This window comes from Streptomyces sp. NBC_00525 (assembly GCF_036346595.1).
In the GTDB taxonomy this organism is placed as follows: domain Bacteria; phylum Actinomycetota; class Actinomycetes; order Streptomycetales; family Streptomycetaceae; genus Streptomyces.
In genome coordinates this window covers 4345418-4369436 of record NZ_CP107834.1, presented here as the reverse complement: position 1 = coordinate 4369436, position 24019 = coordinate 4345418, and the positions used below count along the sequence as shown (strand labels likewise).

23 protein-coding genes are annotated in these 24019 nt (G+C 72.0%); 8 read left to right on the top strand and 15 right to left on the bottom strand.

All coding sequences use genetic code 11. The features are described from left to right. Positions 1 to 97: 97 nt before the first annotated feature. The 4 genes from OG710_RS19660 (at position 98) to OG710_RS19645 (ending at position 4731) form a co-directional block, all read left to right on the top strand. Complete coding sequence (locus OG710_RS19660) at positions 98 to 598, top strand: DinB family protein (protein ID WP_330240489.1); 501 nt, start codon at positions 98 to 100, stop codon at positions 596 to 598. An 84-nt stretch (positions 599 to 682) separates the two neighbouring features. Next, positions 683 to 1072: a hypothetical protein gene (locus tag OG710_RS19655; RefSeq protein WP_330240488.1), complete on the top strand. Its 390-nt coding sequence runs from the start codon at positions 683 to 685 to the stop codon at positions 1070 to 1072. A gap of 200 nt (positions 1073 to 1272) precedes the next feature. After that, entirely contained in the window at positions 1273 to 2922 is a 1650-nt protein-coding gene (locus OG710_RS19650) for a TlrC/CarA/OleB/SrmB family ABC-F type ribosomal protection protein (RefSeq protein ID WP_330240487.1), read from the top strand. Between the two features lie 243 nt (positions 2923 to 3165). After that, on the top strand, positions 3166 to 4731 hold the full coding sequence (locus OG710_RS19645; RefSeq protein ID WP_330240486.1) for an FG-GAP repeat domain-containing protein: 1566 nt from the start codon (positions 3166 to 3168) through the stop codon (positions 4729 to 4731). A gap of 51 nt (positions 4732 to 4782) precedes the next feature. Here the strand turns inward: OG710_RS19645 and OG710_RS19640 are convergent, their stop codons facing one another. The 12 genes from OG710_RS19640 to OG710_RS19585 form a co-directional block, all read right to left on the bottom strand. Continuing rightward, on the bottom strand, positions 4783 to 5403 hold the full coding sequence (locus OG710_RS19640) for an OmpA family protein (protein WP_330240485.1): 621 nt from the start codon (positions 5401 to 5403) through the stop codon (positions 4783 to 4785). Beyond that, on the bottom strand, positions 5400 to 5981 hold the full coding sequence (locus OG710_RS19635; protein WP_330240484.1) for a hypothetical protein: 582 nt from the start codon (positions 5979 to 5981) through the stop codon (positions 5400 to 5402). Before OG710_RS19635 ends, OG710_RS19640 begins: the two co-directional genes overlap by 4 nt. A gap of 44 nt (positions 5982 to 6025) precedes the next feature. Then, on the bottom strand, positions 6026 to 6682 hold the full coding sequence (locus OG710_RS19630) for a pilus assembly protein TadG-related protein (protein WP_330240483.1): 657 nt from the start codon (positions 6680 to 6682) through the stop codon (positions 6026 to 6028). After that, positions 6679 to 6924, bottom strand: coding sequence for a hypothetical protein (locus tag OG710_RS19625; RefSeq protein ID WP_330240482.1), 246 nt, complete (start codon positions 6922 to 6924; stop codon positions 6679 to 6681). Before OG710_RS19625 ends, OG710_RS19630 begins: the two co-directional genes overlap by 4 nt. A gap of 263 nt (positions 6925 to 7187) precedes the next feature. Further along, on the bottom strand, positions 7188 to 8075 hold the full coding sequence (locus OG710_RS19620) for a DUF5936 domain-containing protein (RefSeq protein ID WP_111337900.1): 888 nt from the start codon (positions 8073 to 8075) through the stop codon (positions 7188 to 7190). Positions 8076 to 8115: 40 nt separating this feature from the next. Beyond that, positions 8116 to 9054 carry a type II secretion system F family protein gene (locus tag OG710_RS19615; RefSeq protein ID WP_111337899.1) on the bottom strand — a complete coding sequence of 313 codons (939 nt, stop codon included), beginning with the start codon at positions 9052 to 9054 and terminating at the stop codon, positions 8116 to 8118. A 48-nt stretch (positions 9055 to 9102) separates the two neighbouring features. Then, positions 9103 to 10443: a CpaF family protein gene (locus tag OG710_RS19610; protein ID WP_111337898.1), complete on the bottom strand. Its 1341-nt coding sequence runs from the start codon at positions 10441 to 10443 to the stop codon at positions 9103 to 9105. A gap of 42 nt (positions 10444 to 10485) precedes the next feature. Beyond that, a complete protein-coding gene (locus OG710_RS19605) occupies positions 10486 to 10857 on the bottom strand; it encodes a TadE/TadG family type IV pilus assembly protein (RefSeq protein ID WP_330240481.1) in 372 nt (123 codons plus the stop codon). Then, positions 10851 to 11264 (bottom strand): TadE/TadG family type IV pilus assembly protein, encoded by a 414-nt coding sequence (locus tag OG710_RS19600; RefSeq protein WP_330240480.1) that lies wholly within the window; start codon positions 11262 to 11264, stop codon positions 10851 to 10853. Before OG710_RS19600 ends, OG710_RS19605 begins: the two co-directional genes overlap by 7 nt. A 22-nt stretch (positions 11265 to 11286) precedes the next feature. Further along, positions 11287 to 12534, bottom strand: a complete 1248-nt coding sequence (locus OG710_RS19595; RefSeq protein WP_111337895.1) for an AAA family ATPase — start codon at positions 12532 to 12534, stop codon at positions 11287 to 11289. A 7-nt stretch (positions 12535 to 12541) separates the two neighbouring features. Further along, the gene (gene cpaB / locus OG710_RS19590) at positions 12542 to 13255 is read right to left on the bottom strand and encodes a Flp pilus assembly protein CpaB (protein ID WP_330240479.1); all 714 of its coding nucleotides are present in this window, start codon (positions 13253 to 13255) and stop codon (positions 12542 to 12544) included. A 93-nt stretch (positions 13256 to 13348) separates the two neighbouring features. After that, positions 13349 to 14185 (bottom strand): hypothetical protein, encoded by an 837-nt coding sequence (locus OG710_RS19585; protein ID WP_330242293.1) that lies wholly within the window; start codon positions 14183 to 14185, stop codon positions 13349 to 13351. Positions 14186 to 14542: 357 nt separating this feature from the next. On the opposite strand from OG710_RS19585, the gene OG710_RS19580 reads away from it, so the two are divergent. Together OG710_RS19580 and OG710_RS19575 are read left to right on the top strand one after the other, a co-directional pair. Further along, a complete protein-coding gene (locus tag OG710_RS19580) occupies positions 14543 to 16267 on the top strand; it encodes a chitinase (protein ID WP_330240478.1) in 1725 nt (574 codons plus the stop codon). A 172-nt stretch (positions 16268 to 16439) separates the two neighbouring features. After that, positions 16440 to 18674: a serine/threonine protein kinase gene (locus OG710_RS19575; RefSeq protein ID WP_330240477.1), complete on the top strand. Its 2235-nt coding sequence runs from the start codon at positions 16440 to 16442 to the stop codon at positions 18672 to 18674. Between the two features lie 30 nt (positions 18675 to 18704). Here the strand turns inward: OG710_RS19575 and OG710_RS19570 are convergent, their stop codons facing one another. Genes OG710_RS19570 through OG710_RS19560 form a run of 3 tightly spaced genes read right to left on the bottom strand, consistent with a single transcriptional unit; the run spans position 18705 to position 20908 of the window. Further along, positions 18705 to 19115, bottom strand: a complete 411-nt coding sequence (locus OG710_RS19570; RefSeq protein ID WP_239227536.1) for a RidA family protein — start codon at positions 19113 to 19115, stop codon at positions 18705 to 18707. A 6-nt stretch (positions 19116 to 19121) separates the two neighbouring features. Further along, positions 19122 to 19880 carry an IclR family transcriptional regulator gene (locus tag OG710_RS19565; RefSeq protein WP_111337890.1) on the bottom strand — a complete coding sequence of 253 codons (759 nt, stop codon included), beginning with the start codon at positions 19878 to 19880 and terminating at the stop codon, positions 19122 to 19124. After that, positions 19877 to 20908, bottom strand: coding sequence for a sugar kinase (locus OG710_RS19560; RefSeq protein ID WP_330240476.1), 1032 nt, complete (start codon positions 20906 to 20908; stop codon positions 19877 to 19879). The genes OG710_RS19565 and OG710_RS19560 overlap by 4 nt, the downstream gene beginning before the upstream one ends. A gap of 143 nt (positions 20909 to 21051) precedes the next feature. Between OG710_RS19560 and OG710_RS19555 the strand changes: the two genes are divergently transcribed. Both OG710_RS19555 and OG710_RS19550 read left to right on the top strand, forming a co-directional pair. Then, complete coding sequence (locus tag OG710_RS19555) at positions 21052 to 22341, top strand: amino acid deaminase (RefSeq protein WP_330240475.1); 1290 nt, start codon at positions 21052 to 21054, stop codon at positions 22339 to 22341. A gap of 36 nt (positions 22342 to 22377) precedes the next feature. Beyond that, the gene (locus OG710_RS19550) at positions 22378 to 24000 is read left to right on the top strand and encodes an N-acyl-D-amino-acid deacylase family protein (protein WP_330240474.1); all 1623 of its coding nucleotides are present in this window, start codon (positions 22378 to 22380) and stop codon (positions 23998 to 24000) included. Positions 24001 to 24019 lie beyond the last annotated feature (19 nt).

Here is a 24019-nt window from a genome sequence, read left to right as displayed (position 1 = left end):
GGCGTGCGGGGGCGGGGTGCGGCGTGCGGCGTGCGGCGTGCGGCGTGCGGGGAAATGTCTTGGACACGGGCGCGCCGCTCCGTGAGGCTGTACGACCATGACACGCACCGACTCACCGCCCGCCCGCGACGAGCGCTCCCAGCTGGCCACCTTCCTCGACTACACCCGCGCCACCGCGCTGGCCAAGTGCGACGGGCTCTCCCGGGAGAACGCCGTCCGCTCGCCCCTGCCGGGCTCCCCGCTGATGACGCTCGCGGGGATCGTCAACCATCTGCGCTGGGTCGAGTACTACTGGTTCGAGGTGGTGTTCCTCGGCGGCGAGGACGAGGGCCCGTGGACGGACGAGGACCCGGACCGCGAGATGCGGATCGCCGTCGACATGCCGCTCGCCGACGTGCTGCGCGAGTACCGGGAGCAGAGCGCCCGCTACCGGGAGCTGGTCGCGGCCCACGACCTGGACACCCTCGCCGTGCGGGAGCGCCACGGCCGCCGCCCCGATCTGCGCTGGATCGTCCTGCACCTCATCGAGGAGACGGCCCGCCACAACGGCCACATCGACATCATCCGGGAGATCCTGGACGGGACGACCGGGGACTGACCGCGCCTCCCCGCACCGGGCGGGCACGCGTCATCGGGGCCGGAGCGCGGCCCCGTTGTCGTACCCCGCCCGTACGCTCCCCCCATGAGCGTCTCCCTCTACTACACCGCCCGCCGGGCCACGCCGCTGAGCGAGTCCGAGCAGGCCGCCGTCACCCGCGTCACCGGCGCGCGCCAGGCATCGTTCCCGTACGAGGACGAGGAGAGCCTGTACGTGTACGACCCCCGCGTCGCGGAGCCGGGGATCGTCCTCGACGGCTCCACGAAGATGCCGTTCGATCCCGGCCGGCTGCTGCCGGTGGTCGCCCATGTGCTGGATTCCGTCACGGAGCTGCGCCGGGCGCTGCCCGATGCCGAGTGGCATGTGCACATGGACGACCTGGACATCGAGTGGGACGAGGCCGCGGGCTACGAACTGCCCGGCATGCGCGACGCGGACCTCGCGGCCGAACTGGCGGCGGAGGGGGAACGCTGAACCGCTGAAGCATGCGGAAAAGCGTTTGCGGGGGTTCCGGCCCCCGCCTACCTTGGTGCCCATGGGTTCTCTGTGAAATCCCCCGCGCGTCCGCGTCGAGCACCGCTCCGCGGAACGCGCCTTCTCGCACACCACATCACCGCATCACCGCGTGCCCGTCGGCACGCGCCGATCGGCTGGGCCGGGAACAGGGGGCTTTCATGCACACCGCACAGCTATCTCTCCAGAACATCACCCGCCGCTACGACGACCACGTCGTGCTGGACGACGTCACCTTCAGCGTGCGGCCCGGCGAACGGGCCGGGATCATCGGCGACAACGGGGCCGGCAAGTCCACGCTGCTCCGGCTGATCGCCGGTCAGGACCGGCCCGACAACGGCGAGCTGACCGTGGCCGCGCCCGGCGGCACCGGCTACCTCGCCCAGTCGCTCGACCTGCCCGCCGGGGCGACCGTGCAGCACGCGGTGGACGCCGCGCTCGCCGGACTGCGGGCGCTGGAGGCCCGGATGCGCCGGGCCGAGGCCGGGCTCACGGGTCTGGCCGGGGCGGAGCTGGCCGCCGCGCTGGACCGGTACGCCGAGCTGGTCGCCCGGTACGAGGCGCGGGCCGGTTACGAGGCCGACGCGCGGGTGGACATCGCCCTGCACGGCCTCGGGCTGCCCGGCCTGGACCGCGACCGGCCGCTGTCCACCCTGTCGGGCGGCGAGCGGGCGCGGCTGGCGCTCGCCGGAACGCTGGCGTCCCGGCCGGAGCTGCTGCTGCTGGACGAGCCGACCAACGACCTGGACGACCGGGCGGTCGCCTGGCTGGAGGCACACCTGCGGGCGCACCGGGGCACGGTGCTCGCGGTCACCCACGACCGGGTGTTCCTGGAACGGGTCACCACGACGATCCTGGAGGTCGGCGAGGGCCGGGTCACCCGGTACGGCGACGGCTACGGGGGGTACCTCGCCGCGAAGGCCGCGGAGCGCCGGCGCCGGCTGCGGGAGTACGCGCGGTGGTGCGAGGAGCTGGCCCGCAACCGGGAGCTGGCCGCCGCCAACGTGGCCCGGCTGGACGCCATTCCGCGCAAGGTGCCGCTCAGCGTGTTCGGGCACGGCGGCTTCCGGGCGCGGGGGCGGGGGCACGGGGCGATGGTCCGCATCCGCAACGCGAAGGAGCGCGTCGAGCGGCTCACGGAGCGGCCGGTCGCGCCGCCGCCGGACCCGCTGGTGTTCGCGGCGCCGATCGTCACCGCCACCCCGGAGGGCGGCGCGCCCGCCGTCGCGGCGGAGCTGACCGGCGTACGGGTGGGGGCCCGGCTGTCCGTGCCGGCGCTGCGCGTCGGCGGCGGCGAACGGCTGCTGGTCACGGGGCCCAACGGGGCCGGCAAGTCGACGCTGATGCGGGTGCTCGCCGGTGAGCTGCGGCCCGACGCGGGGACGGTGCGCACGCGGGGGCGGGTCGGTCATCTGCGCCAGGAGGAGACGCCGTGGCCGCCCGGCCTGACGCTCCCGGAGGCGTACGCGCTCGGGCGCGGCGGGGTCCTGGACGCGCACACCGAACGGCTGCTCTCGCTGGGCCTGTTCGGCCCGGCGGACCTGCGGTTGCGGGTGGGCGAGCTGTCGTACGGGCAGCGCCGCCGGATCGAACTGGCCCGGCTGGTGAGCGAGCCCGTCGATCTGCTCCTGCTGGACGAGCCGACGAACCACCTCTCCCCCGCCCTGGTGGAGGAGCTGGAGGGCGCGCTGGCCGGCTTCGGCGGGGCGGTGGTCGTGGTCACCCATGACCGCCGGCTGCGGGAACGGTTCCGGGGGGCGCGGCTGGAACTCGACGGTGGACGCGTGAGGGAATGTACGGAGGCGGCATGATTGGCCGATAAACAACGATCCCGATGGCTGAATCCGGACCCCTCCAAAAGGGTCCGGTACCAGTCATATGAACACCAGCTGAGGCATAACTGAACCACGCCTGTCCCGCTGGTCACCTACTCATGGACAACCCCTGGGGGGGCTTTGCACCTGTCTTCATCGAAATCCCGTCGCACCGGTCGCGCGCGGTCGAAGCGCGCGAGCCGGATCGCGGCCTGCACCGCGCTCGTTCTCTCCGCCGGCATGCTGCTGGCGGCCCCGGCCTCGGCCGACGACGCGAAGGGCGCCGACGCGCCGAAGGCCGTCGGCTCGACGCCGCGCATGGACATCACCGGCGACGGCAGGAGCGACATCCTCTACCAGAACCGGCAGGGCCTCCTGATGCAGTCGGTGGGCGCGACGGTGGAGGATTACCCCGTCGGGTTCAACGACCCCGCCGACCCCTACGAACAGCTCGTGTACAAGGACATCATCGCTCCGGGTGATCTCCAGCGAGACGGCCAGGTCGAGCTCCTCACCCTGACGGAGTCCGGCACGCTCACCCTGCACCCGATGGTGGGCATGGACCCGACAGGGGGCACTCCCACCTGGTCCGGGAAGGGCTGGCAGAAGTACAACAAGATCGTCGCGCCGGGCGACCTGACGGGCGACGGTCACAACGACCTGATCGCGCGTACGCCCGCCGGCGACGTCTATCTCTACGTCTCCACCGGGCGCATCGACGGCGAGCCCTTCGAACCCGCCGTCAAGGTGGCCTCCGGCTGGGAGCGGTACGACCAGCTCGTCGGCATGAACGACTCCACCGGCGACGGGATCGGCGATGTCGTCACCCGGACCCCCGACGGATATCTGTACTTCTACGGCGGCACCGGGGACCCGGCCAAGCCCTTCAAGCCACCGTTCATGATCGGCTACGGGTTCGACACCTACAACCAGCTCGTGGGTGTCGACGACATCAACGGGGACGGTCTCGGCGACCTCATGGGCCGCAAGGAGAACGGTGACACATACGTCTACCGCGCCCTCTCCAACGGCCACCTCCGGATGAGAACCCCCAGCACCTTCGGGTGGCACAAGGCCGCGTTGTTGGTCGGGGCGGGCGGAAATCCGGGCGCCTCCAAGCGGAGCATCCTGGGTGTCAACGCCACGGGCGGCGGATTCTGGTACGACTCCAAGAACAACGGCGAGCTCTTCAGCCGCGTGGGCCGGCTCCCCCAGCCCGAGGGGTGGCTCGCCGCCTCCCTCAACGACGACGGGCAGGCCGACAACCTCTGGGTGGACAACGGCGTGCTGTACATCGCGGGCGTGCGGATCGGCAGCGGCTGGGGCGTCTACAACGACCTCATCGGCCCCGGCGACCTGAGCGGTGACGGCGCGGGCGACCTCCTCGCGCGCGACACCAAGGGCGACCTCTACCTGTACCGGGGGAACGGCAAGGGCACCGCGCTCGCGGCGAAGATCAAGGTGGGCTACGGCTACGGCTCGTACCGCCACATCGTCGGCGCCGGAGACCTCACGCGGGACGGCCGGGCGGACGTGGTGGGGATCGCCGGGGACGGCACGCTGTACCTGTACGAGGGCACGGGCAAGGCGTCCGCGCCGCTGAAGGCGCGCGTGAAGATCGGCTCCGGCTTCGACATCTACAACAAGTTCGCCGCGATCGGCGACCTGAACGGTGACGGCAGGACCGACCTGGTCGGGGTCAACGGCTACGGCGATCTGTACCGCTACACGTCCACCGGGACGAGCACGATCAACAAGCGCAAGCAGATCGGCTACGGCTTCAACATCTACACGGCTCTGCGCTGATACGCCCGCGCGGCGGCGGCACGGATGCCGCCGCCGCGCGGGTCGGGCCGGTCAGCTCTGCGAGGCGGGTTCGCCGCGCTGGAAGGAGACCTCCACGCGGCGGTTCTTGCGGCGGCCCTCCTCGTCCTCGTTGCTGGCGATCGGGTAGTCCTCGCCGTAGCCCCGGATCTCGAAGGTGATCCCGGTGCCGCCGAGGGCCTCGTCCAGGACGTTGTGCACGGCCTCGGCGCGCTTCTTGGACAGCACGTCGCCGTGCTCGGAGGAGCCGAGGTCGTCGGTGAACCCGAAGACGCGGACCTTCCGGGCGTCCTGCTTCTTGATCTCCTCGGCGATGGCGTTGATGCGCCCCGTGGCCTCGCCGCTGAGCTTGGCGCTGTCCTTGCCGAAGAGGACCTCGGCCTGGAGGGCGAACTTGATGTCGGCGTTGGTGTCCTCGCGCCGCTCCTCACCGCCGAGATCCTCGATGACGGACTTGATGTCGAGCACCTTGGGCGGCGCGAGGGTGGCGCCTTCGGGGAGCTTGAGATCGGAGTCGTCCGGGTCGACCTCGACGGGGGGTTCGGCGGATGCGGAGGGGTAGGGACTGTCATCGGCGAACGCCTGCGGCACCCCGAAGCCCCCGAGCACAACGATCCCGACGACGACGAAGGCCGCGGCGCTGCGGGGGGTCATCCGGAGATCTCGATCGTGGCGTTGGGGAAGCCGGGGAACTGCACACCGAGTTCGTGGGTGGATGCCTCGGGCGCCGGGAACTGGGCGAAGAACGTGAGCGCGGAACCGCCGCTGATGCTCGGGTCGAATCCGCTGGTGGTGAGCGGCCGGTTGTCCGTGTCGCGAAGCACGTAGTAGCGCTTCTTCGCCTTCGAGTCCACCAACGTCATGCCGGCGAACGACCGGTCGGTGGCAGCCACGGCCTCCTCCGTACCGCTCCACTGGACCGGTGTGGTGTAGGCCTCGCTGCCCGTGTTCTTGATCTGGCCGTTCAAGGTGAGGAATCCGCCCGAATCACGCGTCGCGGAATTGATCACCATTTCGACTCCGGCGTCCCCCTTGACCGTCGCCAGGACAGTTTCGGTCTCCGAGGTAGCTCCACCTGACCCGTTCTTGGCCTTATCGGCGCCCGGCGACGCCGCGGAGCTCGACGGACCCTTTTCCTGGGTGCCGCCCTCGTCACCGCCACAAGCGGCGACGGAGACGGCCAACGTCGCCGCCAGAAGCGCCGCGACACCGGTTCGGCGTACGTTCTTCACGTACCGAGCACTCATCGGTCTCTATCCTTTGCGGTCAGTCTCAGTCAGTCTTCGGCCAGGCGTACGGTGAAGAGATCGGCAATGTCGGGCATGAGCTCAAGTTCCTCGGGGTCCACCACCCAGTTCAAACCGCCGTCACAGCTCACCTTGCCGATCGACACGATGACCGGGTCCGGGTCAGCGTCCGTGTCGGGGTCCGGCTCCGTTTCCGGGTCCGGGACCGTGTCGTCCTCGGCAGCCGGAGCGAACGTGCAGCGGGGTTCGACCACGGCCACAGCCTCGGCAGACGCCTTCTTGCCCTTGGTTCCCGGCACGAGGTCCGTGCTCATGCCCTTGGACGATCGGAGGCTGACCTCGTAACCCCACCGCCCGTCGGAGAGCGGGCGACAGCGGACATCGGCGGCGTCGTTCAAGGCGGCGAATTCGGATGCCTTCCCGCAAGCATTGCCGGGACCACCGAGAAATGACGTACCGAAAACGGATTCGAAGTAGTCGGGGTCCGTGAGGTGCGCTTCGAGTTCCGGCTCGAGCAGACTGCGTGATTCCTTGGCCGCCGCCAGCGCTGCCGCGTCGGCCGCGCCCTGAGCGCCATTACGGCGGATGTCCGCTTCACCGAATGTGAAGAAGATCAATGCGACGAAGAGCAGGCCAGCCACCGCCGCAGCGTACAGCGGTGCGGCCTGCCCCGAATCGCATTTCACTTACCCGATCCCCCGTTGAGAACGGAGTTGACCTTCTCTGTGAACTTGTTGGCGATGGTGGAGCCCATTTTGGTGTTCATCAGGGCGATCACGATCGCCACGACGAGGATTGTGATACCGACGTACTCGATCGCCCCCTGGCCCCTGTCCTTCCTTCGCTGCATGTGAGCCACCGTCGTCCTCGCCCAGTGGTTCACATGAGTCTGCGTGCGCACCGCCGCCCTGAGCGTGATGTCCTTCATGGCGATGTCCCCCTCCGAGTTCGACCGACCGGGAATCGGTCGACGTTGGTCCCTGCGCTCGCGGGCCGCGAGCGGCGTACGTCGGTACAACACCCCACATCATGGGCCTCAGAACCCAACTCCGGGCCCGGTCACGCAAGTCGGGCCCGATTTTCGTGTGTCTTTCGGCCATCGCGGGTCGTTCCTGCGGAAGTTCGGTCCGCTCACCGTCACCTCCCGTTGCCTCGGCTCCGAATGTCCCACAAACGCCCCGCCGACGCGGGTCAGCTGCCGAAGATGCCGTTGATGTCGACATCCGCCGCGTAGTAGAAGCCGACCGCGATCAGGATGATCGTGCCCGGCAGCATGAAGCTCGTCACGATCAGCGTCGCCTTGGGTACGGCCTTCGCCGCCTTGCGGCGGGCGTTCTGGGCGTCGGTGCGCCGCATGTCGTTGGCGATCTGGATCAACGTGTCCACGATCGGCGCGCCCAGCTCCTCGCCCTGCTGCAGGGCGGAGACGAACATGGACACCTGTTCGGACTCGTTGCGCCGGCGGAGCTGGTCGAAGGCGTCGCGCCGGCTGACGCCCATGTCCATCTGGCGCAGGGTGATGCGCAGTTCGTCCGCCCAGGGCCCGGTGTACTTCTCCGAGACCCGTTCCAGGGCCTGCCGGAAGCCCAGTCCGGCGGAGACGACCACCGCCAGGACGTCCAGGAAGTCCGGCAGGGTGCGGTCGATGTCGTCCTTGCGCCGGCTGATCGCGGCCCGGATGATCACGTCCGTCCAGAACAGGCCGTACACGAGCAGGACGACGGCCAGCAGTACCTGACCGTTCATCAGCATGGCGCAGGCCGCCAGGATGCCGAGGCCGCCGTAGACCGCGCGCCGGGCGGCGTAGCGGTCGACGGTCAGGCCGCGCGGATTGCCGGCCATGTCCAGCTTCCGGCGCATGCGGTCGACGCGCTTGGGGCCCATCAGGGACAGCACCCGGGGCGCGTACGGCATGCCGATGCGGTCGATCGCCGAGGCTGCCGCGCCGGTGCGCGTGGCGCCGACCTCCAGGGCGATGGCGAGGTCGCCGGGCAGCTTGGCGTCGGCGCGGTACATGCGGATGCCGTGGAAGACGCCGAGGACGGCGAGTCCGGCGACGGCCGCGAGCAGCAGTTCCATCTCTGTCTCCTCCTCCTTCTTCTTCTTCTACTCGCGGCGGTCAGACGCGAACGCGGGTGAGGCGGCTGATGAGGAAGAAGCCGAGGCCGTACAGGCCGGCGGCCACGACGATCGCGATCCGGCCGGCCGCGGCGCCGGCCATGTCGTCCAGGGCTCCGCCGCGCATGCCGTTGATGAGGAGGAGGAAGACGAGGCCGAGGACGGGGACGGCGACGGCGGTGACCTTGACCTGGGAGAGGAGGGTGGTGACCTCGCGCCGGGTCTCCTTGCGTTCCTCCAGCGTGTCGGTGAGGTTGCGCAGCGAGGAGACGATGGTGCCGCCGGCCCGGTTGGAGAGGATGAGGGTGGAGACCAGGACGGTCAGTTCGCGGGAGGGCAGTCGTTCCACGAGTTCGTTGAGGGCGTCGTCCAGGGAGTGGCCGATGGCCAGCCGGTCGGCGACCCGGCGCAGTTCCTCGTGGGCGGGGTCGTCCAGCTCCTCGACGGCCATGGAGATGGCGGTGCGCAGGGCGAGCCCGGCCTGGGTGGCGTTGGCGAGGACGCGGGTGAGCTCGGGGAGCTGGTTGATGAACGCCTCGGTGCGTTTGGCGCGCTGCCAGTTGAGGAAGGCGTTGCCGCCCCAGGCGCCGACGAGGACGGCGACGAGCCCGAAGAACGGGGCGAAGACGGACGCCGTGACGAAGTAGAGGGCGAGGAGGGCGGCGGCGACGTAGACGGCGTACTCCCCCGGTGTGAGGTCGAGCCCGGTGACGGCGATCTTGCGTTCGATGCGCTTGCCTAGGCGGGTCCGGCGCAGCCGGCGGTCGAGGGTACGGAAGCGCCGGACGCGGCCTTCGATCGCGGGCGGCCCGGTCCGGGACAGCCGTTCGATGAGCGCGCGCTGCTGTTCCCGGCCCGAGGCGAAGACGTGGAGGCCGAGGACGGCGAGGACGCAGGCGAGCAGGGTCACGCCGACCGTCAGGAGCGGGAGGTTGTCCATGTCGGGGGCCTTCTGGGTGAGCGGCGGGCGGGGCGGGGTGCGGGAGGGCTACGGGGTCGAGGTGCGGACCAGCAGTTGCTCGTCGGTGTCGGCGATACCGAAGGCGACCGGGACCGACTCGTTGGCCATGTAGAAGCGTTCGGCGACCCGTCGGGGCACCGGGAAGTACGCGAAGCGCCCGTACACGCGGCCGTCGGCGGCCATGGGCAGGGCGTCGAAGCGGCAGACGGAGACGATGCGGTAGTCCTCGCGGCCGTAGGAGTCGACGACGGCGATCTCGGTGACGCGGCGGGAGCCGTCGCCGTGCCGGGTGAGCTGGATGATCACGTCGACGGCGCTGTTGATCTGGTCGTGGATCGCGGCGAAGGGGATCTCGACCTCGGACATGGAGCTGAGGGTCTGGAGGCGCATCAGGGCGTCCTCCGCGCTGTTGGCGTGGACGGTGGCGAGCGAGCCGTCGTGGCCGGTGGACATGGCCTGGAGCATGTCCAGGGTTTCGCCGCCGCGGACCTCGCCGACGATGATGCGGTCGGGCCGCATGCGCAGCGAGTTGCGGACGAGGTCGCGGATGGTGACCCGGCCCTTGCCCTCGACGTTGGGCGGGCGGCTCTCCAGGGTGATGACGTGGGACTGCTGGAGGCGGAGTTCGGCGGAGTCCTCGATGGTGACGATGCGTTCGCCGCCGGGGATGAGCCCGGAGAGCGCGTTGAGCAGGGTGGTCTTGCCGGTGCCGGTGGCGCCGGAGACGATCACGTTGAACTTGGCGCGGACGAACGAGGCGAGCAGGAGCAGCATGTGCTCGTCCAGCGAGCCGAGGGCGATCATCTCTTCGAGGGTGAAGGCGCGGGGGAAGCGCCGGATGGTGAGGACCGGGCCGGACAGGGAGAGCGGCGGGATGATGACGTTGACGCGCTCGCCGGAGGGGAGCCGGGCGTCGACCATCGGGTTGGACTCGTCCACGCGGCGGTTGACCGTGGAGACGATGCGTTCGATGGTCTGCATCAGCTGCTCGGTGGAGGAGAAGCGCATGGGGAGCAGTTCGAGGCGTCCGCCGCGCTCGACGTAGACCTGGTCGGGGCCATTGACCATGATCTCGCTGATGGAGGCGTCCTCCAGGAGCGGTTCGAGGATGCCGAGGCCCAGTGCCTCGTCGACGACGCGCCGGATGAGCTGTGAGCGCTCCGCGGAGGACAGGACGGGGCCTTCGCGGCTGATGATGTGGCCGAGGACGCGTTCGAGCCGGGCGCGGCGTTCGGCGGCCGCGAGGGCGGACATCTCGGCGAGGTCGATCTCCTCCAGCAGCTTGGCGCGGTAGACGCCGACGAGCCGGTTCTCCTCGCTCAGGCCGCCGGCCGGTTCGGGGCTGGTGATGCGCGCCCGCAGGCTCATGTGCTGGTCTCCTTCGATTCCTGTGGACGCTTCGGTTCCGGGTCAGTCGCGCGGCATGGTGGCGCTCTTGGTGACGGAGCCGAAGGAGAACATCGGCAGCAGGCCGGGGACGGAAACCCGTACCTCGACGGTGACCGCATCGGCGCCGGTCTCCCGCGTCACGGTGGCCCCGTCGGCGAGCCAGCCGCTCATGGAGGCGAGGGCCACCGACCGGGCCCGGTGCTCCTGGTCCTCGGTGGAGGCCACACGGGCCGCCGTGCGCGCGGCCGTGCCCGCCTGCTGGGCGGCGTAGACGGCGAGGCCGAGCTGGACGACGGCCAGGGCGACGACGAGGAGCAGGGTGAGCACGCCGACGTACTCGATGGCGGCCTGCCCGCGCTGCCGGGAGCCGGGACGGGGCGGCCGGGTCACCATGCGTCCCGCCGCTCGTCGCGGGCACTGGCCTTGCCCGTGGCGTGCATGGGCACGCTGAACGCGCCGGGGAACAGCAGGGGTACGTCGATGCGCACGGTCGCGGTGACCAGTTCGCCGGACCCGCCGCACTCCACCTGGGTCGACCAGGCGCCGGGGACGTCTTCGCGCACCGCACGCGCGCAGGCCGCCCCCGGGTCGCCCTCGGTGACGGCGGCGGCGCGGACGGCCTTGTCGGCCGCGTTCCCGGCGAGGATGTACGTGTAGCAGACGAGCCCCGCCTGCCAGAGCAGGGCGAGGGTGAGGAGGATCAGGGGCAGGGTGCCGACGAACTCGATCGCGGTCTGGCCCCGGTCGGAGCGGGCGGCACGGCCCGCCACCCGGCGCCGGTGCGCGGGTAAGAGGTTCATGGCGCTCCGCTCCCCTCGGTGTTCACTTCGCCCGGGCCCGGCGGCCGCCCGACGCGGCGCGCTCGCCCCTGGTCCTGCCGGTCCGGGCGGCTCCCTCCGCATTCTTGACGAGGCCGAGTTCGCCGGCCAGCCCCCACAGGGCCTGCTTCACCGCGGACTTGGGGTCCAGGTCCTGGAGCCGTCCGGCGTCCACGACGGCCTGGAGTTCCTTGAAGTTGGCCGGGACGGCGATCCGGGCGACCCGGGTGGCGGTGATCTTCTCGACGAGCGCGGGCTGGATCTCGGTGTGCCGGGTGTGCCGGTTGACCAGGGTGGTGGTCTCCTCGGCCTTGCGGACCTGGAGCCGGTCCCAGAGCCGGACCATGCGCTTGGCGGCCCGGACGGTGATCACGTCGGGGGTGGTGACGAGCAGGGTGCGGTCCGCCATCTCGACGGCCGCCGCGTTGGCCGAATTCATGTACGTACCGCAGTCCACGACGACGACCTCGTAGCGGTGGCGCAGTCCGCTGACCGTCTGGCGTACGACGCGGTCGGTGACGTCCTCGCCGCGCTCGCCCTCGGCGGGTGCGAGGAGCAGGGCGAGCCCGGATTCGTGGTTGTAGAGGGCGTCCTGGAGGACCCGCGGCGAGATGTCCTGGATGGCGGCGAGGTCCACCACGGACCGGCGGAACTGCACGTCGAGGTAGGAGGCGACGTCGCCCGACTGGAGGTCCAGGTCCACCAGGGCGACGGTGTGCCCGGACGCGGCGGCGGCGAGGGCCAGCTGGACGGCGGTGACGGTGGTGCCGACGCCGCCCTTGGCGCCGCAGACCGCGACGACGGTGCCGCCGGGGCCGGTGAAGACCTCGGACCCGGCGCCCAGGTGGCGGCGGACCCCGGTGGACCAGCCGGCGGCGGCCTGGACGCGCTGGGCGAGCTCCTCGTAGGAGAGGGGCAGGCCGACCAGGCCGCGGGCGCCGGCGTCCATGGCGGCGGAGTACAGGCCGGGGCTCGCGTCCGCGGTGACGAGGACGACGCCGACCGCCGGGAAGCGCAGCGCCACCTCCCGGATCAGCTCCAGGGCCGGGACGGGCCCGATCCGTTCGTGCACGAGGACGACCTCGGGCAGCTCGTCCAGGGATTCGGCGGCGAGCAAAGCGAGGGTGTCCAGCAGTGAGGTCGAGTCGCCGAGCGGGGCGGCGGGCTCCGCGTCGGGGAGCTGGCCGAGCAGCGTGCCGACCGCTCGGGCCGCGTCGGCGTCGCCGACGGCCGGGAGGATGCGTGTGCTCATCCGGTCCTCACTTGTTCTTGTCTTCGTCGAGGTTGTAGCTGCCCTCGCCCGGGCGCAGGGTGGCGCGGCTGCCGTCGGGGAGCAGGGCGAGGCGGACGTGCTCGGCGAAGGACTCCGCGTAGGCCACGCGCTGGGCGTCGTCGGTGTTCAGCGCGAAGGTGATCGGCACGGCCTCGGTGGGGCCGGCGCCGCGGTCGTCCGCGTCGGGTTCGAGCGAGGTCAGCCGGCCGACGTCGATGACCTTGGCGTTGGCGACGATGACGCGCGAGGTGGACTTCTCCCGGTCGGTGCGGCCGGCGAAGGTGGCGTAGATGTTGACGAGGTTGCCCGGCCTGATCTTGCCGGCGACGCCGGTCTCCGCGTCGATCATGATGGCGATCTCCTGCTGCCCGCTCTCCAGGGCGGGCCGGTCGACCAGCATGTCGTCCTGGAGGAGCGAGCCCTTGTGGAGTTCGGTGACGGCGATCTTGCCGCGCAGGGCGGAGAGGTCGGTGACGGCGTTCTCGGAGAGCCAGCGCTCGGGGATCGAGATCTTCTCGAACTGGCCCGCCTCCAGGGGGCGGTAGGGCTCGATGGTGGTCTTCACCCGGTACGCGGTGACCTCGGGGCCGACCTTGGAGTTCACGTCACCGATCACCGACAGCACGCCGGCGAAGGCCCCTAGGGCGCACAGGACCGACAGGAGGATCAGGATGACGCCGCGGCGCTGCCGTGCATTCATGGGCGGGGCAACCTCGTTGGGATCTGGGGGCCGGGACGGGCGGGGCGGTGCGGTGCGGTCGGGGGTCTCCCGTCAGGGATTCAGCGTCTCCCGTCAGGGGTTCAGCGCGGCGGGGCCGCGGCTGCGTTCCTCGGGCGGGTTCAGCGGGGCGTTGCACAGGCCGCAGCGGTCGCCGATGAGTTCGTTCCCGCACCAGGTGCAGACCTCTCGGCGCACCGAGGACACCAGTTGGTGGATGAGCGAGAGGTCGGGCAGGAAGGCCGCGAACTCGACCAGTTTCGGCGTGCCCCACCAGGCGGCGGACTCGTCGGGCAGCACCGCTTCGTGGACCGCCGCCACCTGCCAGGCGGGGGCCAGCGTCCCGGTCACCCACTCCGAGGCGGACTGGCCCCGCGCGACGACGAGTTGGGTGGCGAACCGGGGTCCGGCGAGTTCGCCCGTACCGACCCTCACAAGCTGGGGCTGCGGGTGGGCGAGGACGGCGAACTGCGAGCCTGGCAACCAGGACTTGGCGTGCGACTTCAGGCCGACCGGCACCCGGTCCAGCCTGGTCACGGAGTGGAGCAGCGCCCCGGCGTACACGTAGTGGGAGAGCAGCCGGGCGGCGGACGCGACCACTCCGGCACTGAAGTCGCAGACGGACAACTGGCGTAACTGGCGCACCAGGACGGCCACGCCGAGCGGCGGCAGGTCGGACTTGAGCAGGGCGATCCGGTCGCTCTCCAGCATGGCGCGGACGGTGTGCAGCCGGCGCTCGTGGGCGACGGGGAGGCCGGCCGGGTAGACGGCGATGACGTGGTCGTGCTGCTCCAGGAGGATCTGCATATCGGTCAGCGCCTGGTCGAGCGGCTGTTCGGCGGGGGAGCGCAGAACGGCCGCGGGGGGCGTCCGCTGGTCCTGCGGCGGCAGGACCAGGCCGGGACCGGTCACTGCTATGGCTGTCGGCACGCCGTTCCCCGTTCCTCGGGCCGCCGCGTACCGCCGGCCGCACTCGCTCCTGCCGGGTGCTTCCGCTCGGATGCTCCCGCCTGAGCACTTTATCCACGTACGGCAGGACGAGAGAACACCTTCAAGAAGCTTGCGGGGCAAGGAAAACGGGGTCTTCCCACCGCACTCTTCGGGCAAACCGGCCTTCCTCGTAGGGCCGGAGACTGCCAGAGGTCTTGACAACTCGATTGGTCTGGACCAGTTTATCGGCCAGCGGTGGCCACCGTTCCTCGATTCCACACACCCCGGCACCCCCCGTGTCGTCCCCCCGCCATCCCCGACTCCCCCCGGAGGCAGCAAGTGGATCGTTCCCCCGCATCGAGCCCGAGACGACGGCGTACGCGCCCGGTCCTCGGCTCCGCCATGGCCGTTGTGGCCGCCGGCGCGCTGACCCTCACCGGGCTCGTCACCAGCGCCGAGGCCGCCGACATCAACGTCGCGAAGAACGCCGGGTTCGAGTCCGGCCTCGCCAACTGGACCTGCACCGGCAACTCCGGTGCCGCGGTCTCCTCCCCCGTGCACGGCGGCACCTCCGCGCTCAAGGCCTCCCCGGCCGGCCTGGACAACGCCAAGTGCTCGCAGGTCGTCACCGTCAAGCCCAACTCGACGTACCAGCTCAGCTCCTGGGTGCAGGGCGGTTACGCCTACCTGGGCGCCAGCGGCACCGGCACCACCGACGTCTCGACCTGGTCGCCGGGCTCCACCGGCTGGACCCAGCTGAAGACCAGCTTCACCACCGGCGCCAACACCACGTCCGTCACCGTGTACACGCACGGCTGGTACGGCCAGGCCGCCTACTACGTGGACGACCTCGCGGTCACCGGCCCCGACGGCGGCGGCACCGAGGAGCCCGGCCCGACGATCCCCGGCGCCCCGGCCGGACTGGCGGTCGGCTCCACCACCGCCTCCTCGATCAACCTGTCCTGGAACGCGGTGTCCGGCGCGACCGGCTACACCGTCTACAAGGACGGCGTGAAGGCCACCACCACCACCGGCACCTCGGCGACCATCAGCGGCCTCTCCGCGGACACGGCGTACCAGTTCGCGGTCAGCGCGACCAACAAGGCCGGCGAGTCCGCGAAGTCGGCGGCCGTCAGCGGCCGCACCGCCAAGGACGGGGGCACGATCCCCGACACCTCGGTGCCGAAGCACGCGGTGACCGGCTACTGGCAGAACTTCAACAACGGCGCGACCGTCCAGAAGCTCAGCGACGTGCCCGCGAACTACGACATCATCGCGGTCTCCTTCGCCGACGCCACGTCCACGCCGGGTGCCGTCACCTTCAACCTGGACACGGCCGGCCTGAACGGCTACACCGTCGCCCAGTTCAAGGCCGACATCAAGGCGAAGCAGGCGGCCGGCAAGAACGTCATCATCTCGGTCGGCGGCGAGAAGGGCACGGTCTCGGTCAACAGCGAGGCGTCCGCGAACAACTTCGCCAACTCGCTGTACACGCTGATCCAGGAGTACGGCTTCAACGGCGTCGACATCGACCTGGAGAACGGCCTCAACTCCACGTACATGACGAAGGCGCTGCGTTCGCTGTCGCAGAAGGCCGGCCCCGGCCTCGTCATCACGATGGCCCCGCAGACCATCGACATGCAGTCCACCGGTGGCGAGTACTTCAAGACCGCGCTCAACATCAAGGACATCCTGACCGTCGTCAACATGCAGTACTACAACAGCGGCGCGATGCTCGGCTGTGACGGCAAGGTCTACTCGCAGGGCTCGGTGGACTTCCTCACCGCGCTCGCCTGCATCCAGCTGGAGGGCGGCCTCGACCCGTCGCAGGTCGGCATCGGCGTCCCCGCCTCCACCCGCGGCGCGGGCAGCGGCTACGTCTCCCCGTCGATCGTGAACGCGGCGCTGGACTGCCTGACCCAGGGCACCAACTGCGGCAACTTCAAGCCGTCGAAGACCTACCCCGGTCTCCGCGGTGCGATGACCTGGTCGACCAACTGGGACGCCACGGCCGGCAACGCCTGGTCGAACGCGGTCGGCCCGCACGTCCACAACCTGCCGTAACCACCGCTTGCCGGCCTCTCCGCCGGCAGCCCCGACCAGCAGCGCCGCCGCTCCCCCGGCGGCGCTGCTGCGTTTCCGGAAGGCGTTCGATACCGGTAACGCAACAGTCCTGTACGGGAGTTGCCTCATCGCTGACTGTCCGCGCCGCGACGTGGCACCGTGGTGGGGCGCGATGCTGGGCGACAGGGGGAGTGACATGGCCGGGGCGCGGATCGATGCGCTGGGCGGGGACGATCCGGCGACCCTCGGGCCGTACCGACTGCTCGGGCGGCTGGCGTCCGGCGGCATGGGCCGGATCTATCTGGCCCGCGGCGGCGACGGCCGCGGGCTCGTCGCCGTCAAGACGCTGCTCGCGGAGGGCCGGGTCGGCGACACCGACCGGCGGCGCTTCGCCCGTGAGGTGGCGGTCGCCCAGCGCGTGGACAGCGCCTTCACCGCCCGCGTCCTGGACGCCGATCCGCGCGCCGAGCGCCCCTGGATGGCCATCGACTACATCGCCGCGCCCCCGCTCTCCGAACTGGTGCGCTCCTGCGGGGTGCTGCCCGCATCGGCCGTACGGTGGATCGCGGCCGGCACCGCCGAGGCCCTGGCCACCCTGCACGGGGTGGGGATCGTCCACCGCGACGTGAAGCCGCAGAACGTGCTGCTGCCGCTGGACGGGCCCCGGGTCATCGACTTCGGCATCTCGCACGCCAGCGACCTCACCCTGACCGGCCTCACCCTGGGCACGATCGCCTTCACCTCACCGGAGCAGGCGCGCGGCGAGGAGTCCACCGCCGCGTCCGACGTGTACTCGCTGGGCGCCACGCTCTTCCTGCTGGCCACCGGCCGGGCGCCCTACCGCGCCGACGGCGACACGCTGCGGCTGCTGGCGCGGGTGCAGCGCGGCGAGCTCGACCTGACCGGCCTGCCCAAGGAGCTGGTCGAGACGATCCGGCCGTGCCTGGCCGTCCAGCCCCGGCACCGGCCGACGCCCGCCGGGTTACTCGCCCGCTTCCGGGCGCAGCAGGCCGGGCAGCCCTCGACGACGAGCGGCGCCCGGTGGCTGCCGCCGCGCTGGACGGCGCTGATCGAGGCGTACGCCGCGCAGGGCCGGGAGTGGGCGGGCGGCCGGGAGTCGGCGGGCGGCCGCGACGCGGGCCCGTCGCGGGCCCCGGCCACCACCCGGCGCACCCGTGTCGTCCCGCAGCCGCCGCCGACCCTGGTGTACTCACCGGAGCGGCAGGCCAGGGCCGACCGCGACCGCACCCGCCGCGAGATGGCGGCCCTGGCTCAGCTGGCCGAGCGTCAGCGCGCCGAGCGCGAACAGGCGGAGCGCGAGGAGGCCGAGATCCGGGCCCGCCGGCAGGCCGACCGGGAGGAGCGGCAGCGGGCCGAGGCGGAGCGGCAGGCCGAACGGGAGCGCGTGGAGGCGGCCCGCCGCGAGGCCGCCCGGCAGGAGGCGGCGCGGCGGGAGGCGGCCCGCCAGGAGGCCGGGCGCGCCGCCAGGGCCCGCGCCGCGCGGGAACGGGCCGAGCGCGAGCGCGCGGACCGGGAACGGGCGGCCCGGCAGCGCGCGGAGCGGGCCGCCCGGCCCACCCCGGTGCCGGAGCCCGCACCCGCGCGCACCGGTTCCTCGTCGTCCGTCCTGGGCTGGCTGGTCGCGCTCGTGGTGGTGGCCGGGCTGCTGACATGGCAGCCGTGGGAGAAGGCGGGCGGGGGCGGTTCGTCGTCGGGGGGCAGCGCGTCCGGCTCCGTCACCTCGGGCAGTGGCCTCGACACGCACGCCGACGACAGCACGGGCACCGACCCGGACACCGGGAGCGGCGGGGGCGGCTCGACGGAGCGGGTCTCGTCCGGTTCGGACACCGATACGGACGACACGACCCCGACGCCCACGCCCACCCCGACGCCGACACCCACGCCGACCATGGACGCGACGGACCGGGCGTTCGCCGCCGTGCACGCGGGCGACTGCCTCGACGTGTACAACGACGGCTACGGCAACATGAGCGCCGACCACCCGGTCCGGGTGCGGTGCAGCGCCTCGAACGCGTACATGCACGTCAACCGGGTGAGCACCCGGGCCGGTGCCTCCGGCTCCTGCGACACCGGGGTGGGTTTCACCTGGTGGAGCCGCGAGGGCGACGACGGGATCACGCGGACGCTGTGCCTGGACCGGGTCTACCGGGCGGGCCAGTGCTTCCCGGCCAAGGTGAACGGGCAGACCAACGCGGACCTGACGGTGGTGTGGCGCTGCGACGCGTCGAAGGTGCCGAAGGCGGGCCAGTCGATTCTGCGGATCACCGGCTTCTACCGGGCCCCGAAGGCGGGCCAGGACTGGACCTGCCCGGCGGGGCCCGGCGAACGGTTCTGGTACTGGTCGGTCAACCAGGGCCGCAGCATCATCTGCGCCTCGGCCGCCTGACCCGTACCCGACCGGGCGTGAGCGACCGGATCAGCCGAGGACCGCGAGGGCGTCGATCTCGATGAGCAGGCCCTTGGGGAGGCCGACGTAGACCGTGGTGCGCGCGGCGGGCGGCTGCTTCAGGTCCTGCTCGGCGAAGTACGCGTTGTAGATCTCGTTCATCTCGGCGAAGTGGTCCACATCGGTGAGGTAGACGCGCATCATCATCACGTCGTCCCAGCTCGCGCCGCCCTCCTCCAGGATCGCCTTGACGTTGGCGAAGGTCTGGAGGGTCTGCTCGCGCAGGGTGGGCCCGGCCGGGGTGGGCGCCTGGCCCTCCACGGCGGGCAGGAAGCCGACCTGGCCGGCGACCTGGAGGATGTTGCCCTTGCGCACGCCGTGCGAGAACTTGGCCGGCGGGGTGGTGTGGGTGCTCGGGGTGAGGGCGGTCTTTTCGGTCATCGCGGTTCAGGCCTTCTTGGGTAGGTTGCTGCCGGAGTACTCCCGGCTGATGGTGTCGGCGGTGCGACGGACCAGGGGGAGCAGGGTGAGGAGTTCCTCGGCCGTGACCACCACGTTCGGCGCGGAGACCGACATGGCGGCGACGACGCGCCCGTCCGCGCCGCGAATGGGGGCGCCGACGCAGTTGATGGACTCCTCGTGGCCGCCGAGGTCGGTGGCCCAGCCCTGTTCGCGTACGGCGGCCAGCTCCTTGAGGAACGCGGCGGCGCCGGGCGTCGAACGGGGCGTGTACATGGGGTAGTCGAGCTTGTCGGCGATGGCGCGCCGCTCGGGTTCGCTCAGGTCGGCGAGGAGCAGCTTGGCCACGGCGGCGACGGTGATCGCGACGGGCTTGCCGATCCGCGAGTACATGCGGACCGGGTAGCGGCTCTCGACCTTGTCGATGTAGAGGACCTCGTTCTCCTCGTACACGGCGAGGTGGACGGTGTGTCCGCAGTTCTCGTTGAGCGCGACGAGGTGGGGGTGGGCGATCTCGCGTACGTCGAGGTTCTCGACGGCCTCCTGCGCCAGCGCGAACAGCCGGGCGCCCAGGCGGTAGCGCTGGTCCTGCTGGCGGTAGACGAGCCCGTGCTCGTGGAGCGTACGGAGCAGGCGCAGCGCGGTGGACTTGTGCACGCCGAGGCGGTCGGCGACCCGTCCGAGGTCGGCGGGCCCCTGGGCGAGGAGCGGCAGGATGCTCAGTGCCCGGTCGACGGTCTGGCTCATGGCGTACGTACCTCCGTGTCGTCCCCCGTCCAGCCGGGGCCGAGACGCAGTCTCCCCCAGGCGTCGTCGTCCAGGGCGACGAGCCGGTCGGCCGAATCGCGCGCGGGCGGCCCGGTGAGGTCCCCGGCGACGGTGAGCACGGCGGCGGCCATCAGATGCCCGTGCCGGGCCCGTTCGCGTACGGGGAGCCCGCGCAGCGTCCCGGACAGGAACCCGGCGGCGAAGGCGTCCCCGGCGCCGACGGGCGCGACGACGTCCACCCGGAGCGCGGGCACGTGCGTGACGGTGTCGGGACCGCCGCACGGGGCGGGGCGGGAGAACACCGTCACGCCGTCGGCGCCGCGCTTCACGACCACCACGCCCGGCTCCGGCAGCGCCTCCCGGATCGCGGCGGCGCCCACGACGCCCCACGCCGCCTGTGCCTCGTCCTCGCCCACGAAGACCACGTCCGCCCGGCGCGCCAGATCGAGCAGGACGGCGGGGGACTCGCCCCGCCACAGCGCCGGCCGGAAGTTCACGTCGAAGGAGATGAGCGGCCGTCCCGGCCGGGGGGCGGTGAGTTCGCGGAGCAGCGCCAGGCAGTCCGCCGAGAGCGCCGCCGTGATCCCGGAGAGGTGCAGGACGCGCCCCTGCGGCAGCCCTTCGTACGGCACGGTCCGCGGCGACATCGCCGAGGCGGCCGACCCGGCCCGGTAGTACGCCACCTCGTGGACGTCCGCGGCCCGGTCGGTCGCCGTGCGGAAGTAGATCCCGGTGGGCCGCGACGGATCGCGCCGTACGTACGAGGTGTCCACGCCGTAGGCGGCGATCGCCCCGACCAGGTGGTCGCCGAAGCCGTCCGCCCCGACCCGGCTCACCCAGGCCGTGCGGTGTCCGGCGGCGGCGAGCGCGCAGGCCACGTTGGACTCGGCGCCGCCGATGCCGCGCGCGAAGGACGGCACGTCGGCGAGGCGTCCGGGGCGCGAGGGCAGGAACGTCACCATGGACTCGCCGAGGCACACGACGTCGGCGGTCGCGGTTGCGGACACGCGGGGCTCCTCAGCAGTCGGGCGGCGGCACCGGCACTCACCATTGACCGGGCGTCGGCTCGGATGTTAGACAGCCATGAGCGATATACGCAATGGGTGTTGCATATGCTGCAATCGTAAGCCGACCGGACCGAGGAGACCCCATGGCCACCGCGCCCCACGTGACCGCTCTCGCCGACGAACCGGTCGACCACCGGTTCAAGGGCCTCCCGCCCGACGCCGAGGGCCTGACCGTCGGCGCGCTGGCCGCCGAGCGCCGGAACCTCTTCGACGGCGGCTTCACCACCCCGGTGCTCGCGCTGTCCGCCGAGTCCGTCGAACACAACCTCGCGCTCCTGGAGACGTACGCCGAGCGCCACGGCCTCGCGTTCGCGCCGCACGGCAAGACCTCGATGTCCCCGCAGCTGTTCGCCCGCCAGCTGGAGCACGGCGCCTGGGGCATCACGGCGGCCGTCCCCCACCAGGCGCGCGTCTACCGCGCGTTCGGCATCGACCGGATCTTCCTGGCCAACGAGCTGGTGGACCCCGCCGCACTGCGCTGGCTCGCCGGCGAACTGGACGCCGACCCCGGCCTCACCTTCGTCTGCTACGTCGACTCCGTGCGCGGCGTCGAGCTGATGGACGCGGCCCTGCGCGCGGCGGGCGCCGTCCGCCCGGTGGACGTGGTGGTGGAGCTGGGCGCCGGCGAGGGCGCCCGCACCGGGGCGCGGACCGAGGCGGAGTGCGCCGCCGTGGCCGACGCGGTGGCCGGGGCGGCGACGCTGCGTCTGGTGGGCGTCGCCGGGTACGAGGGCGAGGTGCCCGAGGCGTCCGGCGAGCGGGTCCGGGCCTGGCTGCGCCGACTCGTCGCGCTGGCCGCCGGGTTCGACGCGGCGGGCCGGTTCGCCGCGCTGGGGCCCGGCGAGCGCATCGTGATCAGCGCGGGCGGCAGCGCGTGGTTCGACGCGGTGGCGGACGTGTTCGCCGAGATCCCGGAGCTGTCCGCCCCCGTGCTCAAGCTGCTGCGCTCGGGCGCCTACGTCTCGCACGACGACGGGCACTACCGCCACCTCACCCCGTTCAACCGGGTGCCCGAGGAGGGCGCGCTGCGACCGGCGTTCCGGCTGTGGGCGCAGGTGGTGTCGCGCCCGTCCGCCGGGCAGGCGTTCCTCAACGCGGGCAAGCGGGACGCGGCGTACGACCTGGATCTGCCCGAGGCGCAGGTGGTGCGCTCCGGCCGGGACGGCTCGGTGCGGCCGGCCGCGGGAATCACCGTCACCGGCCTGTCCGACCAGCACACCTGGCTGCGCACGGAGGAGGGCGCGGAGCTGGAGGTCGGGGACTGGGTGGGGATGGGCCTGTCCCACCCGTGCACCAGCTTCGACAAGTGGCAGCTGATCCCCCTCGTCGACACGGACGGCACGGTCACCGACTTCGTCCGCACCTTCTTCTGAGCCGGGCCCCCCGCCCCCGAGAAAGGCCCAGGCCCCATGGACCTCGTCATCCGCGACGCCCGCGTCATCGACGGCACCGCCACGCCCTCCTACCGCGCCGACGTGGCCGTCTCCGGCGGCCGGATCGCGGAGATCCACCGCGAGGACTCCCCCGGCCCCCGTCCCGCCGGCGCCCGCACCCTGGACGCCGGCGGGCTCGCCCTCGCCCCCGGCTTCATCGACATGCACGCCCACAGCGACCTGGCGCTGCTGCGCGACCCGGACCACAGCGCGAAGGCCGCGCAGGGCGTCACGCTGGAGGTCCTGGGCCAGGACGGCCTGTCGTACGCGCCCGTGGACGACCGCACGCTCGCCGAGGTCCGCCGCTCCATCGCCGGGTGGAACGGCGACGGCGAGGACATCGACTTCGACTGGCGCACGGTCGGCGGCTACCTCGACCGGCTCGACCGCAACTTCGGCGGCCGGGGCATCGCGGTCAACGCCGCCTATCTGATCCCGCAGGGCACGGTCCGGATGTACGCGGTCGGCTGGGAGGACCGGCCCGCGACCGCCGCCGAACTGGACCGGATGCGCGCGCTCGTGGACCAGGGCATGCGCGAGGGCGCGGTCGGCATGTCGTCCGGGCTGACGTACACGCCCGGCATGTACGCGGACGACGCCGAACTCACCGAGCTGTGCCGGGTGGTGGCCGCGCACGGCGGCTACTACTGCCCGCACCACCGCTCGTACGGCGCCGGGGCGCTGGAGGCGTACGAGGAGATGGTGCGGCTCACCCGGAGCGCGGGCTGCGCCCTGCATCTGGCGCACGCGACCATGAACTTCGGGGTCAACGAGGGCCGCGCCCCCGAACTGCTCGCCCTGCTGGACGGGGCGCTCGACGCGGGCGCCGACATCTCCCTGGACACCTACCCGTACACGCCGGGCTGTACGACGCTCGCCGCGCTGCTGCCCGGCTGGGCCAGCGAGGGCGGCCCGGCGGCGGTCCTGGCCCGGCTGGCCGGCCCGGACACGGCCGCCCGCATCCGCCACGCCCTGGAGGTCACCGGCTCGGACGGCTGCCACGGGGTGCCGATCGAGTGGGACACCATCGAGATCTCCGGCACCGGCGAGCCCGCGCTCGCCGCGTACATCGGTCTCACGGTGGCCGAGTCGGCGGACCGGCGGGGCGAGGAGCCCTGGACGGTCGCGCGGCGGCTGCTGCTGGAGGACCGGCTCGGGACGACGATCCTGCAACACGTCGGCCACGAGGAGAACGTCCGCCGGATCATGCGCCACCGGGTGCACACGGGCGGCAGCGACGGCATCCTCCAGGGCGACAAGCCTCACCCCCGCGCCTACGGCACCTTTCCCCACTACCTGGGCCGCTACGCACGCGAGCTGGGCGTCCTCCCGCTGGAGGAGTGCGTCGCCCATCTCACCGCGCGCCCGGCGGCCCGGCTGCGGCTGCCCGACCGGGGGCTCGTGCGCGAGGGCTACCGCGCCGACCTGGTGCTCTTCGACCCGGACACGGTGGCGGCGGGCTCCACCTTCGACGAGCCGCGCGCCCTGCCGACGGGCATCCCGCACGTGCTGATCGACGGCCGTTTCGTGATCGAGGACGGCAGGCGTACGCAGGTACTGGCCGGCCGCTCCGTGCGCCGGACGGCGGGCGCGGCGTAGTTTCCCCGGCCGCCGCCGG